Below are 13,842 nucleotides of genomic sequence, written 5' to 3' on the forward strand. Positions count from 1 at the left end.
GGGTAAGGCACGGCCCATGCTGGAGAACAAGGCTCGAATCGTGGATGACGCCGAGATCGTCGACGAGGCGATTCTGTCGCGTCGCTCGGTGCGCGCATTCCTGCCCGACATGGTCGATGACGACACCATCCGCGCCATTCTGGCGGTTGCGGCGCGCGCTCCGTCCGGGACAAACATGCAGCCATGGAAGGTCTACGTCACCAAGGGCGAGACCAAGCAGCAGATCACCGATGCCATTCTCAACTCCGGCATCCGCGCCGAAAAGGCCGACTGGGACGAGTACCGCTACTATCCGACCCAGTTCTTCGAACCCTATCTGACCCGCCGCCGCGCCAACGGCTTCGGCCTCTATGGCGCGCTCGGCATCGGCCGCCGGGAGGTCGACAAGATGCGCGCCCAGCACGACCGCAACTTCGTCTTCTTCGACGCGCCGGTCGGCATGATCTTCACCATCGACCGCCGGCTCAACCAGGGCTCATGGATCGACTACGGCATGTTCCTGCAGAACATCATGGTCGCGGCGCGGGGCAGGGGCCTGCACACCTGCCCGCAGGCGGCGTTCGCGCCCTATCACCGGCAGATCAGGCCGGTGCTCAACATTCCAGACGAGGAAATCGTCGTCTGCGGCATGGCGCTCGGCCTTGAGGACATTTCCAAGCCCGAAAATGCCTTCCGCACCGACCGCGTACCGCTGGAAGACTGGGTGACGTTCAGCGAGTGAAGCGGCCCGCTGGCGGCTGGCCGTCACCTGTGCATGTCGTTATCCCAAACCGCTGCTCACTTTTGGGCGACATGCACTATTCGGTATTCACCTGCATGCCGTGGCCGCTGACATGGGCGCCGTCCTGCGGCGTCAGCTTGAGATAGGCGAGCAGGGCGCAGAGCGTGATGACGCCCTCGATGACGAACAGGATCCGGAAATCGTCGGCGACGGCCGGGCCGCCCCCGGCCAGACACGACAGTGCTGCAGCGGCGAGGCCGACGCTGATCGCCACCGCCAGCTGCCACAGGATGTAATAGAGCGCGCTGAAGCGGGCGAGCTGCTCTGGTGCGATGTCGGAATAGGCGAGGTTGCCGGTCGACGCCCATTGCGCCGAGCGGAAGATGCCGAAGATGAAGATGTAGGCAAGCACGATCCAGACCGGCGTGGTCGCCTGCATCAAGGCGAAGCCGGCGACCATGGCGGCGACGATCGGCGTGTTGTAGACCAGCACGCGGCGGAAGCCGAACCGGTTGAGGACGCGCGGCATGAAGAACCGCATCGCGACCGAGCCGACCGCGGCAACGAAGGTCAGCGATCCCGCCTGCACCGCGCTCATGCCGAAGCCGAGCTGGAACATCAACGGCAGCAGGAAGACGACCGAGCTGAGGCCGATCGTGTCCAGCCCGCCGCCGGTCAGGAACGAGATGCGGAAGGTGCGGATGCGCAAGAGCTTGAGATCGAGCAGCGGATTGCGCACGCGCAGGCAGTAAAATGAGGCGACGGTCAGGATGACTAGCGCCAGCGCCAGTTCACCGGCGATGACGCCGCCGGCCGCGTCCTTGGCGGCCAGCGAATCCATGCCGAAGACCAGCAGGACCATGCCGCTGCCGACCAGCAGAAAGCCTGGAAAATCGAACGGCGTGCGCACCGGCTTGGTGACTGTCGGAAACAGCGAGGCGGCGAGAAAGGCCGCCGCCAGCGCGAACGGCACGTTGATAAAGAAGATCCAGCGCCAGGAAATGTAGGTGGTCAGCGCGCCGCCGACGAGCGGGCCGACCAGCGGCCCGGACTGGCCGGCAAGCGAGATATACATGTTGATCTTCAGCGTGCGGCTGCGCGGAAAGGTCTGCAGGATGACGACCTGGCCGAGCGTGCCCATCAGCGCGCCGCCGAACCCTTGCAGCGCGCGTGCGCCGACCAGCATCCAGATGTTGTCGGACAGCCCGCACAGCGCCGATGCGGTGGCGAACACCAGCAAGGCAAAGCAATAGACATTGCGCAGGCCGAAGCGGTCGGCGGCCCAGCCGCCAAGCGGCATCGAGATGATCAGGCTGGCGACATAGACGGTGATCAGGAGGCCGAGCTGGCTGGGCGGGCGGGCGAGGCTTTCGCCGATACCGGGCAGGGCCGTCACCACGACATTCTGGTCGAGGCTGGTCATGAAGACACCGCAGGCGACCGTCAGCGGCAGCAAGAGCATGGCTCTGGCCGACACATCGGCGCGATCGGTGGCGCCGGCGGATATTTCTGCGGTCATGGGGATGTTCGAACCAAACGAATGTGCCGAGTCTGAGACGGGGTTTTCATACCCCTTGGGCCGGTCTGGCGGCCACGTTTCCCATCATGGCCGCCTGCGGCGCGATTCTCTAGCGGCAGAACCGGCTGGCCTTGATGCCAGCAGCAACGGTGCGGCCATCCGGCCGCGCCGCCTACTGCACCTCGTAGCCGACTTCTTCGCTGGCATGGCAGAGCGCCTTCCAGAACGAGCGCGCGAATGAGCGAAAGACATAGAGGTCGAACTGATCGGCGCCGGTGCGCTGAATCTGGGCGAAGACATCGTGATGGGCGGTCGAGCGGCCGGCACCGACCGGAAAGGCCGGCAGCGCGAAGTCGATGGCGAAGAATTTCGCCAGCACCCATTCGGCCTTCGGTCCGGCGATGCGAATGGCGGTGCGGCCATGCGACAGGTCGGTCACTGTGCCGATGGCAGGCGTCACCACCTTGGCAAAGGCCGCGGCCAGACCTTCGGCCTCGTCGGCGACGGTGAATCTTCCCGGCGCGAAGCCGAACACCGACTTCACGCCGTCGCTCAGGCCGCCGCCGGCGCCATCGGGCAATGCAAGACCGGTAACGGTGCGGATGGCAGCGATCAGCTTCTTCTCTTCGCCCGGCCAGGCGGCGAGCTGCACGATCGAGTCGGGCCGCGTCTCGGTCAGGATGATCTCGACGCCATGCTCGAAATTGCCGTGCGAACCGATGTGAAACTCCGGCTCAAGTGGCGATTGGGGCTCAACCATGCATGCGGCTCCCGTCCGGATCGAAGAAGTGATTGGAGACGATCTCGACCGGTCCGAACCGGTTGCGCAAGGGATCGGAGACATGGGCGCGTGTGCCGCGCCGCGCCTTGCCGTCCTTGACCAGCGCCAGCGCGATATGCTTGCCGAGTGCCGGCGAATAGCAGCAGGCGGTGATGTGGCCGATCGAGCCGTGCGGATCGGCCTCGTCCAGCTGCTCGACGATGTGCGCACCACCATTGAGCGGCCGGTTGTCGAGCGCGATCAGGCCGACCAGTTCCAGACGGTCAGACGCGATCAGGCCCTCGCGGTCCATCATCGCCGAACCGATGAACGGCTTCTTCTTCGACAGCATCCAGTCGAGATGCAGATCGCGCGCCGTGGTGCGGCCGTCGATCTCGGCGCCGGTGACATGGCCTTTTTCGATGCGCATCGTGCCCAGCGCCTCGAGCCCGTAGGTGACCATCCCGAACGGCTTGCCGGCCTCGATCAACGTTTCCCAGACATGGGTGCCATAGCCGGCACCGGAATAGACCTCGAAGGCCATTTCGCCGGAGAAGGACAGCCGGCAGATCATCACCGGCACGCCCGATATCTCGCCGCGCACGATGCCCATGAAGGGCAGTGAGGCATTGTCGACCGATGTGCCGGTGACACAAGAGGCGAGGATCTGCCTGGCCTTGGGTCCGCCGATCGCGGCGCCCGCCCATTCGTCGGTCACCGAGGTGACGTGCACTTTCAACTCCGGCCAGATCACGTCGAGGAAATATTCCAGATGCTGCATGACCTTGCCGGCGTTAGCTGTGGTGGTGGTCATCAGGAAATCTTGCTCGCCAAGTCGCCAGGTGGTGCCGTCGTCGAAGGCGAGGCCGTCCTCGCGCAGCATCAGCCCGTAGCGAGCCTTGCCGACGGCCAGCGTCGAAAACATGTTGGTGTAGACGCGGTCGAGGAATGCGGCGGCGTCGGGCCCCTGCACGGCAATCTTGCCCAGTGTCGAGACATCGACGATGCCGGCGCTTTCGCGCGTCGCCTTGGCTTCGCGCACATAGGCCTGCTCGACCGTCTCTCCAGCGTGGCCGTAGATCATCGGCCGGTACCAGAGGCCGGCGGAATACATCGTCGCGCCATTGGCGAGATGCCAGTCATGCATCGGCGTCAACCGCTCGGGTTTCAGATCGCCGAAGCGCTCGGCCGCCAGCGAGCCGATCGACACCGGTGCAAAGGGCGGGCGGAAGCGCGTCGTACCGACCTCGGGGATCGGCTTGCCCAGTGCTTCGGCCATGATCGCAAGGCCGGGGACGTTTGAGCTTTTGCCCTGGTCGGTCGCCATGCCAAGCGTGGTGTAGCGCTTCAGGTGCTCGACCGAGACGAAACCTTCGCGATGCGCCAGCCGCACATCCTCCGCAGTCACGTCGTGTTGGAAATCGACAAAGCTCTTGCCCTTCGCCCTGATCTCGAACACAGGCGCCGGATCGGGATCGCCGGGTGCGGCTTCGACGGTGGGCAACGCCGCCGGCGTGCTCGTTCCACCGGCCGCGGCAAGGCCGGCGGCGCGGCCTTCGGCGATGGCCTCGGCGGTGGAAAAACTGCCGGTGAAGGCGCCGGCGCCAATCCACTGCTGCTGCGTCGGCTTGGGTGGCAGGAACGCTTGCCGCGCGGCATTCCATTCCGCTTTGGCGCCGGCCTGGCTGGCCAGATGGATGGTCGGCGACCAGCCACCCGACATCAGCAGGCAATCGGCATGGATGCTGCGGGCGTCGCCGGCGAGCATGCCATTGGTCATGTCGAAGCGCTGCAGCTTGAGGCCGGACAGTGCCTTGCCGCCCTCGGTGGCGACGACGGCATGGCCGGCAAAGGTCTCGGCCTCGGCCTCGGCGGCCAGCTTGCGCATCTCGGCCGAAAGCTCTGGCCGAACGTCGGCAATGGCGACGACCGCGGCACCCGCCTTCTTCAACGCAACGGCCGCCCGATAGGCACTGTCATTGTTGGTGAACAGCGCGATCCGTTCGCCCGCCAGCACGCCGAACTCGTTGGCGTAGCGCTCGGCGGCATGCGCCAGCATCACCCCCGGCCTGTCATTGCCCGGGAACACCAGCGGCCGTTCGAAGGCGCCGGTGGCCAGCACCACGGACCGGGCGCGGATCGCCCAGTAGCGATGACGCGGCTCACCCTTGCCGGGCCGTTCCTTGTGGTCGCTGACCCGCTCCAACGCCGCAAGCGTGTTGTTGTCGTAATAGCCCCAGACCGTGGTGCGCGGCAAAAGCCGGACATTGTCACGGCCTTCGAGATGGGCGACGGTGCGGCGGGCCCAGTCGGCGGCCGGCGCGCCATCGATGGTTTCGTCAGACCAGTTGGCCGAGCCGCCGAAGCGCGGTTCGAGATCGGCCAGCATGACGCGGGCGCCCTGATCGGCGGCGGCCTTGGCGGCCATCAGGCCGGCCGGGCCGGAGCCGACCACCAGCACGTCGCAAAAGGCGTTCATGCGTTCGTAGCGGGCAGGATCCTTCGCCGATCCGGCGCTGCCGAGCCCGGCGGCGCGGCGGATGAAGTGCTCGCAGAACATCCAGAAGCGCGTCCCTTTGAGCGGACCGACCACCGGTCCCATGAAGGTCTTGTAGTAGAAGCCGGCCGACAGGATCTTGCCGCCAAGCTGGTTGACGGCATTGATGTCCCAGGCAAGCGAAGGAAAGCGGTTCTGGCTGATGGCGACCAGCCCGTCATGGATCTCGACCATGGTCGCCGGAATGTTGGGCTCGCGAACCTCGCCCTTCAGCACCGTGACCAAGGCGTTGGGCTCTTCGACACCTGCTGTCAGCAGGCCGCGCGGGCGGTGGTATTTGAACGAGCGCCCGTAGAGGGTGACGCCCTTGGCAAGCAGCGCCGACGCCAGCGTGTCGCCGGCATGGCCGGTGTAGGCCGCACCGTCGAAGGTGAAGCGGATGGTTTTCAGCCGATCGATGCGGCCGCCGGTGTCGGTGCGGCGCGGGCTCATGACTTGTCCTCCGCCTTGCGGCGCGCGGTAGAGGTATGAGCGCCGCGCATAAAGGCGACGCTCAAAATCTCATGCGTCAGCGTGTTGCGCACGACCCTCAGATGCGCGCGGCAACCACCGGAATGCTGCCAGATTTCGTTGTGGTCGCCGGCCGGGTTGAGCCGCTCGTAGACATAGGCGTTCCACGCTTCGAAATTCTGCGAGGCGGGGTCGGGACGCTCGCGGTTGCCGTCACCTTGATAGGTGAACTCGATGACGTCGCGCGGGCCGCAATAGGGGCAAGTGATCAGCATCGAATTGTATCTTCTTGTTTGACCATGATCTTGTCGGAAAACCGGTTTCCACTTTTCCAGATCATGGTCTAGTGAAGCCGCGGGTTGGCACCCTGGCCCTTGTCGTCGATCACCAGGCCGCGGTGGAATCGGTCGAGCGTGAAGGGGGCGTTGAGGTCGTGCGGCTGATCCTTGGCGATTGTCCAGGCAAAGCACCAGCCGGAAGCCGGCGTTGCTTTGAAGCCGCCATAGCACCAGCCGCAGTTGAGATACATGCCGGGCAGGGGACCGGCAGTGATGATCGGCGAGCCGTCCATCGACATGTCGCAGACACCGCCCCAGGAGCGCAGCATGCGCACGCGGGCAAGGCCGGGAAACAGCGCCAGCATCTCGCTCATCACCTCGTCGACGATGGGCAGGTTGCCGCGTTGGGCGTAGCTGTTGTAGCCGTCGATATCGCCGCCATAGATGAGGCCGCCCTTGTCCGACTGCGACATGTAGAAATGCCCCATGCCGAAGGTCACGACGGTGTCGATGAAGGGTTTTAGCGATTCGGTGACGAAGGCCTGCAGCACATGGCTCTCGATCGGCATCGTCTCGACGCCGGCCAGCTGCATGACACGCCCGGTGCTGCCGGCGACCGCGACGGCCACTTTCTTGGCGCGGATGTCTCCGCGCGAGGTCGTGACGCCAGTGACGCGGTCGCCATCGCGCAGGAAGCCGGTGACCTCGCAATTCTCGATGATGTCGACGCCGCACCGGTCGGCGCCGCGCGCATAACCCCAGGCCACCGCATCGTGGCGGGCGGTGCCGGCGCGCCGCTGCATCAGGCCGCCGACCACCGGGAAGCGTGCGCTGTCGGAGATATCGAGCGCCGGGATCAGGCGTTTGATCTGCGCTGGCGTCATCAATTCAGCATCGACGCCGAGATGGCGCATGGCGTTGCCGCGCCGTGCATAATCGTCGAACTGAGCCGGCGTGTGCGCCAGGTTCAGGCAGCCGCGCTGGGAAAACATCACATTGTAATTGAGTTCGTGCGACAGGTTCTCCCACATCTTCATCGAATGCTCGTAGAAGCGGGTGTTGGCGGGCAGCAGATAGTTCGAGCGTACGGCCGTCGTGTTGCGGCCGACATTGCCGGACCCAAGCCAACCCCTTTCCAGCACCGCGACATTGGTGATGCCATGTTCCTTGGCGAGATAGTATGCCGTTGCCAGCCCGTGGCCACCGCCGCCGATGATGATGACATCATAGGACGCCTTCGGATCCGGCTTGCGCCAGGCCGGCTTCCAGTCCTTGTTTCCCTTGAGCGCATTCGCGAGCAGCGAAAAGGCCGAGTACTCTGCCATCAGTGTCATCCGGTTCGGGCGATGCGGCAGACTATAGAGCAGGCCGCATCCGCAAAGCCAATATTGCGCCATTGCCTTTCGACTGGCCGACGCCTCGGTTATTGATCGGATGGGATCAGCGATCGGATGAGGCCGGCGATCGGACGCGATGGCTTGCCCCATGATATGGCCGTCTTTATCAAGGACAGGCTTTCAAATTGCCTTTGCCGCCCATGAGTCGCCAACAAATCATGCTTTTTCGATTGCTTCGCCTCATTTTGATCCTCGCGCTTGTTGTCTCGGCGCCGCCTTCGTTTGACGCGATGGCGCAAGCGCTCGGTCAGGGCGCTGCCGGATTGATCACCGATCAGCAGAAAGTCATCCAGGGCCTGACGGCCAAGACCGACGATCTCGAGAAGAAGATCCAGCAGGACGGTGAGGACGATGCCTCACTCGTTGATATCCGTCTCCAACTGGAGGACATGTCGCGGGCGGCACTCACCAGTGCGCTGGCGTTTCGTTCGCGCCTTACCGACATCAACAATCGGATCGAGACGCTAGGCCCGCCGCCAGCGGCGGGGCAGCCGCAGGAGCCCGACATTGTGACCGGCGAACGCCAGGCGCTGGCGTCGGAAAAGGCCGAGATCAACGCAGTCGTCGCCAGCGCGCAGAACCTGTCAATCCGCATCAGCGGGCTGATCGACAAGATCGGTAACATGCGCAGCGCGCTGTTCCGCAACCTTTTGACCAAGCGCTACGTGCTGTCCGATGCCCTGAGCCCGGAGGTCTTCTCGGACGCCAGGGACGAATACGCCAACCTGTACAAGGCAGTGGCGTCCTGGCTGAGCTTTGCCTTCAAGTTCAAATTCAAGGCCATCCTGGCAGCGACCTTCGTGGCGCTCGGCTTGGCGCTGGTGCTGCTGGTTGGTGGCAGGCGCCTGTTCGGGCGGGTGTTCGAAGCCGATCCGACGGTCGAGGAACCATCCTATCTCAGCCGCCTGTCGGTGGCGTTCTGGTCGACCTTGCTGCCGTCACTGGCGGTCAGCGTATTCCTGGCCTCCACGGTGTTCTTATTCAACTATTACAATGTGTTGCGTGGCGACATTGGGGTCTTCCTGAACGCGCTGGCGGCTGTCATCGCTGTGGTGTTCGGCGTCAACCGGCTGACCAATGCGGCGCTCGAGCCGCGGCTGCCGAACTGGCGGCTCATTCCCGTCGAAACCGGCCCGGCGCGCTGGCTGGTGCGGCTGACGACCGCCATGGCAGTGGTCATCGGCGTCAACTATTTCCTGTCCATCGTCAACGACAAGATGGGTTCGCCGCTGTCGCTGACCATTGCCCGGAGCTTCGGCGCCACGATCATCTTTGGCGTGATCCTGATCCTGATGGCGATGCTGCGGCCGTTCAGGGCGCGTGATGGAAGCTGGCGTCCGTGGCCGGCATGGCTACGCTACATGGCGCTCGCGCTCGGTCTGTTCACCATCGCGGCGGCCTTGCTCGGCTATATTGGCCTTGCCATCTTTGTCTCGGTGCAAGTGTTGGTCACCGGCACCATCCTCATCACTTCCTATATCGGCTTCCTGTCGGCGCGGGCGATCGGCGAGGAGGGCGCTTTCGCCGACACGTCCGTTGGGCGCTGGCTGTCGACCAATTCGAGCTACGATGACGCCGCCCTCGATCAACTCGGCCTCGCGGTCAGCGTCGCCATCAACTTGATGATCGTGCTGGTCTTCCTGCCGCTGATCCTGTTGATGTGGGGTTTCCAGCCCGGCGACATCGAGGCGTGGGCCTACCGGCTGGCAACCGGGATCACCGTCGGTTCGGTGACGATTTCGGTCACCGGCATCCTCTCCGGCATCGTCGTCTTCATCATCGGCTATTTCCTGACGCGCTGGTTCCAGGGCTGGCTCGACGGCTCGGTGATGGCGCGCGGCAAGGTCGATACCGGAGTGCGCAATTCGATCCGGCTGGCCGTCGGCTATGCCGGTGTTGCGCTGGCGGCACTGGTCGGCATATCGGCTGCAGGCATCGACCTGTCCAGTCTTGCGCTGGTCGCCGGCGCGCTTTCCCTCGGTATCGGCTTTGGCCTGCAGAATGTGGTGTCCAATTTCGTCTCCGGCCTGATCCTTTTGGCCGAGCGGCCATTCAAGGTCGGTGACTGGATCGTCGCCGGCGATGTCAGCGGCACCGTCAAGAAGATCAGCGTGCGCGCCACCGAGATCGAGACCTTCCAGCGGCAGTCGGTGATCCTGCCCAATTCGAACCTGATCAACAACGCCGTCGGCAACTGGACGCATCGCAACAAGCTTGGCCGGGTCGACATCAAGGTCGGCGTCGCCTACGGCAGCGACGTCAAACAGGTTCACGCCATCCTGCTGGACATCGCACGCAGCCACCCCATGGTGCTGAAGAACCCGGAACCTTTCGTGCTGTTTTCCAATTTCGGCGCGGCAGCACTGGAATTCGAGATCCGTGTGTTCCTGGCCGATGTGATGAACGGCAATATCGCGCAGAACGACATCCGCTTTGCCGTGCTCGAGAAATTCAACGGCGAGCATATCGAGATTCCCTCGACGCCACGCGCTGTCGTCGAGGTCCGCAAGCCAGAGGCCTGGCCGACCGACGACGACAAGATCGAGGCCGATTTTGCCGAGCAGGAGCAGGCAAAGGTAGAGGCCGCGGCCGAGGCGAAGCGACTCGCCAAATCGGGACGCAAGGTGCGCAAGCCAGATCCCGACTAGGTTGTCCTGACAGTCAGCAGCGCCCGCTCGCAGCCCTCCAAAGCCAATTGCGGCATGAATGCGGCATTCAGTTGCGGTTCAGCTTCCATCTCATATAAGCTCCCATGCAAAGGCGAGAATGCCTTGCGAAATGCAACAGAGGCGGTGGGAACACCGATATTGCAACATGTGGAAGTCTCTCGTCGCTGCCGTCGCTCTGGCCGCCGCCATCGGCTCGACGCATGCCGCCAGCGCGGTCAACAAGGACGCCGAGACCCGCACGCTGATCGTGACCGAGGGCGGCAGCAAATCTGACCTTGCGCTGGCCGCTGGCGAAACCGTTGAATTCTGCCCGAACGGCTGCTTCGTCACCTTGCCCAATGGCGACCTCGAAGCCCTCACCGGCTCGGAAACCGTCGAGATCTCTGGCGGTGTCGCCCGCATCAAGTAATTCCAACGGCATGACAGGAAAAGGCCGGGTATTTGCCCGGCCTTTTATTGTTTCCGGTCATTGCTGCTTAACGATGACAGGGGAAATACCGTGGCAAGAACCGGCCCGCGCCGGGTGTTTTAACGTTCGCTATGCCGTTGCCGGCTATACCAGCTTCAAGACGCCGAAACGCGGCGCGCAACGAGATTCCGGTTTTCCGGATCACACGCTGGCAGGGCACGACGGACATGGATGCGCGGTCGGACAGGAACGCAATACCGCTTGCGGTCGATCTAGACGGCACGCTGCTCGCGACCGACCTGTTGTGGGAAGGGCTGTTCATCCTTCTCAAGAAGAACCCGCTCTATATCTTCCTCATACCTTTCTGGGCCGCCGGCGGGCCGGCCCGGTTGAAGCAGGCGATTTCCCAACGCATTGACATCGATCCGGCCTCGCTGCCCTATCGCGAGGCGCTGCTTTGCCGCCTTCGGACCGAGCACGCCGAGGGCCGCAAGATCGTGCTGGCGACCGGCACGCCGCGCAAGTTCGCCGACGCCATCGCTGCCCACCTCGGCATTTTCGACCAGGTGCTGGCCACCGACGGACCCGATAATCTCACCTCCGGCAAGAAGCGCGCGTCACTGATCGCGGCCTATGGCGATGGCGGCTTCGACTATGCCGGCAACAGTCGCCACGACCTCCCGGTCTTCGACGCGGCGCGCACCGCAATCGTCGTGGCACCCGACCGTCATGCCGCGCGCTGGCAGGCAGCACATGGCGCCGAAGCGATGCCAGTGCCGAAGCCGACATTGCGGACCATCGTCAAGATGCTGCGTGTCCATCAGTGGCTGAAGAACTCGCTGATCGCCGTACCGATGGTGCTCTCGCATGAATACTTCAACACCAACATGATCTGGGAATGCCTGCTGGCGTTCGTCTCGTTCAGCGCGGTGGCGTCGGCCATCTACATCGTCAACGATTTCTTCGACCTCGCGCTCGACCGCAAGCACGCCACCAAGCGCAACAGGCCGTTCGCCAGCGGTGCGCTGTCGATCCCGTTCGGGCTTGGCGCAATCGCGGTGCTGCTGGCGATCGGCATCGGCACCGGCACCCTGATATCGCTCGAATTCCTGGCGGTGCTCGGCGGCTATATGGTCGTCACGACGGCCTATTCGCTCTCGTTCAAGCGCATGCTCCTGGTCGACGTGCTGACGCTTGCCGGCCTCTACACGATCCGCGTCCTGGCGGGTGCGGCCGCGACCGGCGTCGACGTCTCGTTCTGGCTGCTCGCTTTCTCGATCTTCTTCTTCCTGTCGCTGGCACTGGTGAAGCGCTTCGTCGAACTGCGCACCACCGCCATCCCGCCCGGTGAGCGCATTGCTGGCCGTGGCTATCGCACCGAAGACCAGGAGATCGTCGCCCAGGCCGGCATGGCCTCGGCCTTCTCCTCGGCGCTGGTGCTGGCGCTCTACATGGACAGTGTCGCGGTGCGTGAGCTCTATCCGCATCCATGGCTGATCTGGCCGCTGGCGCCGATCGTGCTCTATCTCACCATGCGCGTCTGGATCCTGGCGCGCCGCGACGAGATGCATGACGACCCGGTGGTCTTCATCATCCGCGACTGGCGCAGCCAGATCGTGGTGCTGATCGGCGCGGTGATGCTGGTCCTCGGGGGCTGGTAGGCGTGGTTGCCGGACACTTCCCAAGCTTTGGCCTTGCCACGCCGCCGGCGCCCCGCGCGATCGGTGCCCACGATGGCATTGCGCTGTTAAAGGGCGGTCAGGCGAAACCGGCGTCGCTGCTTGCCTATGGCAACGGCCGCTCCTACGGCGATTCCTGCCAGAACGAGGCCGGCTCGATCGTCGATATGCGGCCGCTGAAACGGATCCACGCCTTCAATGCCCAGACAGGCCTGCTCGAAGCTGATGCCGGTGTGCTGTTGTCCGACATCATCGCATACGCTGCTCCTTACGGCTTTTTCCCGGCGGTTGTTCCGGGCACCCAATTCGTCACGCTCGGCGGTGCCATAGCCAATGACGTGCATGGCAAGAATCATCATCGGCGCGGCACGTTCGGCTGCCATGTCGAGACCTTGACGCTGCTCAGGTCCGACGGAAGGACCCGTCGCTGTTCGGCGACCGACAATGCCCGGCTGTTTCGAGCGACGATCGGTGGCATGGGGCTGACTGGCCTCATCCTGTCAGCCTCGATCCGGTTGATGCGGGTGCCTTCGCTCGACATCGTCGAGACGGCGACGCCGTTTCGCGATCTCGGCGAATTTTTCGGGCTAGCGGAGGCGGCGGACCAGGCCAATGAATACGCGGTCGCCTGGATCGACCAGCTCGCCGGCGGCCGCAACAGCGGCCGTGGCCTGCTGTTCACCGGCAATCATGCCGAGCACGGCTCGCACGCCGCCTCGCGCGCCGGCGGCAATCTCTCGGTGCCGGTCCAGCCGCCGTTCAATGTCCTCAACCGGCCGTTCCTGACCGCCTTCAATGCTGCCTACCGGTGGAAGAAGGGAAGGTCTGCGACGCCGCGCCAGGTCGGCTACCAGGGTTTTTTCTTTCCGCTCGACGGTGTGCGCGACTGGAACCGGCTTTACGGACCGAAAGGGCTTTTCCAGCACCAGAGCGTGGTGCCGGAAGAGACGGCGAGCGAGGCGGTGCCGGCGCTGCTGGCGGCTGCAAGGCGGGCTGGGCAGGGGTCGTTCCTCACGGTGCTGAAGCGGTTTGGCTCTATCCGCTCGCCGGCACTGCTGTCGTTCCCGCGCCAGGGCTACACGCTGACCCTGGATTTCCCCAACAGAGGGGCGGCGACGCTGGCGCTGCTGCGGGAGCTCGATCGCATCACGATCGAGGCCGGCGGCGCCGTCAATCCCTACAAGGACGCCCGCATGGGTGCCGGCATCTTCGCCTCGTCTTTTCCCGAATGGCCACGGCTGGAGGGGCTCCGCGATCCCGCCTTCATGTCGAGTTTCTGGGCACGGACGGCAAAGAACCTCGACATGCGGCGCGGTGACGTCGAGGCTGCGGAATAGATAAAATTTGAAATAAGCTTGGTTAGCGCATCGCTAACTCTACAGTCCATTGAAAACATTCTTGTG

General features: G+C 64.1%; 10 protein-coding genes. 5 read left to right on the top strand and 5 right to left on the bottom strand.

Annotation, left to right across the window (positions count from 1 at the left end; genetic code table 11):
• The first annotated feature begins 16 nt into the window (after positions 1-16).
• A complete protein-coding gene (locus tag AC1D10_RS20265; protein WP_477274934.1) occupies positions 17-721 on the top strand; it encodes a nitroreductase in 705 nt (234 codons plus the stop codon).
• A gap of 76 nt (positions 722-797) precedes the next feature.
• Here the strand turns inward: AC1D10_RS20265 and AC1D10_RS20270 are convergent, their stop codons facing one another.
• The 5 genes from AC1D10_RS20270 to AC1D10_RS20290 form a co-directional block, all read right to left on the bottom strand.
• Positions 798-2,240, bottom strand: a complete 1,443-nt coding sequence (locus AC1D10_RS20270; RefSeq protein ID WP_477274935.1) for an MFS transporter — start codon at positions 2,238-2,240, stop codon at positions 798-800.
• 172 nt (positions 2,241-2,412) lie between these two features.
• Entirely contained in the window at positions 2,413-3,000 is a 588-nt protein-coding gene (locus AC1D10_RS20275; protein WP_477274937.1) for a sarcosine oxidase subunit gamma, read from the bottom strand.
• On the bottom strand, positions 2,993-5,989 hold the full coding sequence (locus tag AC1D10_RS20280) for a sarcosine oxidase subunit alpha (protein ID WP_477274939.1): 2,997 nt from the start codon (positions 5,987-5,989) through the stop codon (positions 2,993-2,995). The genes AC1D10_RS20275 and AC1D10_RS20280 overlap by 8 nt, the downstream gene beginning before the upstream one ends.
• A complete protein-coding gene (locus AC1D10_RS20285; RefSeq protein ID WP_477274941.1) occupies positions 5,986-6,282 on the bottom strand; it encodes a sarcosine oxidase subunit delta in 297 nt (98 codons plus the stop codon). Before AC1D10_RS20285 ends, AC1D10_RS20280 begins: the two co-directional genes overlap by 4 nt.
• A 68-nt stretch (positions 6,283-6,350) precedes the next feature.
• Entirely contained in the window at positions 6,351-7,610 is a 1,260-nt protein-coding gene (locus AC1D10_RS20290) for a sarcosine oxidase subunit beta (protein WP_477274943.1), read from the bottom strand.
• Between the two features lie 230 nt (positions 7,611-7,840).
• Between AC1D10_RS20290 and AC1D10_RS20295 the strand changes: the two genes are divergently transcribed.
• The 4 genes from AC1D10_RS20295 to AC1D10_RS20310 all read left to right on the top strand — a co-directional run bounded on the left by AC1D10_RS20295 (position 7,841) and on the right by AC1D10_RS20310 (position 13,776).
• The gene (locus AC1D10_RS20295) at positions 7,841-10,330 is read left to right on the top strand and encodes a mechanosensitive ion channel family protein (protein WP_477274945.1); all 2,490 of its coding nucleotides are present in this window, start codon (positions 7,841-7,843) and stop codon (positions 10,328-10,330) included.
• A gap of 166 nt (positions 10,331-10,496) precedes the next feature.
• Positions 10,497-10,760 carry a hypothetical protein gene (locus AC1D10_RS20300; protein ID WP_167392187.1) on the top strand — a complete coding sequence of 88 codons (264 nt, stop codon included), beginning with the start codon at positions 10,497-10,499 and terminating at the stop codon, positions 10,758-10,760.
• 227 nt (positions 10,761-10,987) lie between these two features.
• Positions 10,988-12,421 carry a UbiA family prenyltransferase gene (locus AC1D10_RS20305; RefSeq protein WP_477274947.1) on the top strand — a complete coding sequence of 478 codons (1,434 nt, stop codon included), beginning with the start codon at positions 10,988-10,990 and terminating at the stop codon, positions 12,419-12,421.
• 2 nt (positions 12,422-12,423) lie between these two features.
• On the top strand, positions 12,424-13,776 hold the full coding sequence (locus tag AC1D10_RS20310) for an FAD-binding oxidoreductase (RefSeq protein WP_477274949.1): 1,353 nt from the start codon (positions 12,424-12,426) through the stop codon (positions 13,774-13,776).
• The last annotated feature ends 66 nt before the right edge of the window (positions 13,777-13,842 follow it).

The organism is Mesorhizobium sp. P2_A8, assembly GCF_056404935.1.

Coding starts and splice junctions, on each gene's coding strand:
- AC1D10_RS20295 (WP_477274945.1), top strand. CDS start 7,841: ATGCTTTTTCGATTGCTTCGCCTCATTTTGATCCTCGCGCTTGTTGTC.
- AC1D10_RS20300 (WP_167392187.1), top strand. CDS start 10,497: ATGTGGAAGTCTCTCGTCGCTGCCGTCGCTCTGGCCGCCGCCATCGGC.
- AC1D10_RS20270 (WP_477274935.1), bottom strand. CDS start 2,240: ATGACCGCAGAAATATCCGCCGGCGCCACCGATCGCGCCGATGTGTCG.
- AC1D10_RS20265 (WP_477274934.1), top strand. CDS start 17: ATGCTGGAGAACAAGGCTCGAATCGTGGATGACGCCGAGATCGTCGAC.
- AC1D10_RS20275 (WP_477274937.1), bottom strand. CDS start 3,000: ATGGTTGAGCCCCAATCGCCACTTGAGCCGGAGTTTCACATCGGTTCG.
- AC1D10_RS20305 (WP_477274947.1), top strand. CDS start 10,988: ATGGATGCGCGGTCGGACAGGAACGCAATACCGCTTGCGGTCGATCTA.
- AC1D10_RS20290 (WP_477274943.1), bottom strand. CDS start 7,610: ATGGCAGAGTACTCGGCCTTTTCGCTGCTCGCGAATGCGCTCAAGGGA.
- AC1D10_RS20285 (WP_477274941.1), bottom strand. CDS start 6,282: ATGCTGATCACTTGCCCCTATTGCGGCCCGCGCGACGTCATCGAGTTC.
- AC1D10_RS20280 (WP_477274939.1), bottom strand. CDS start 5,989: ATGAGCCCGCGCCGCACCGACACCGGCGGCCGCATCGATCGGCTGAAA.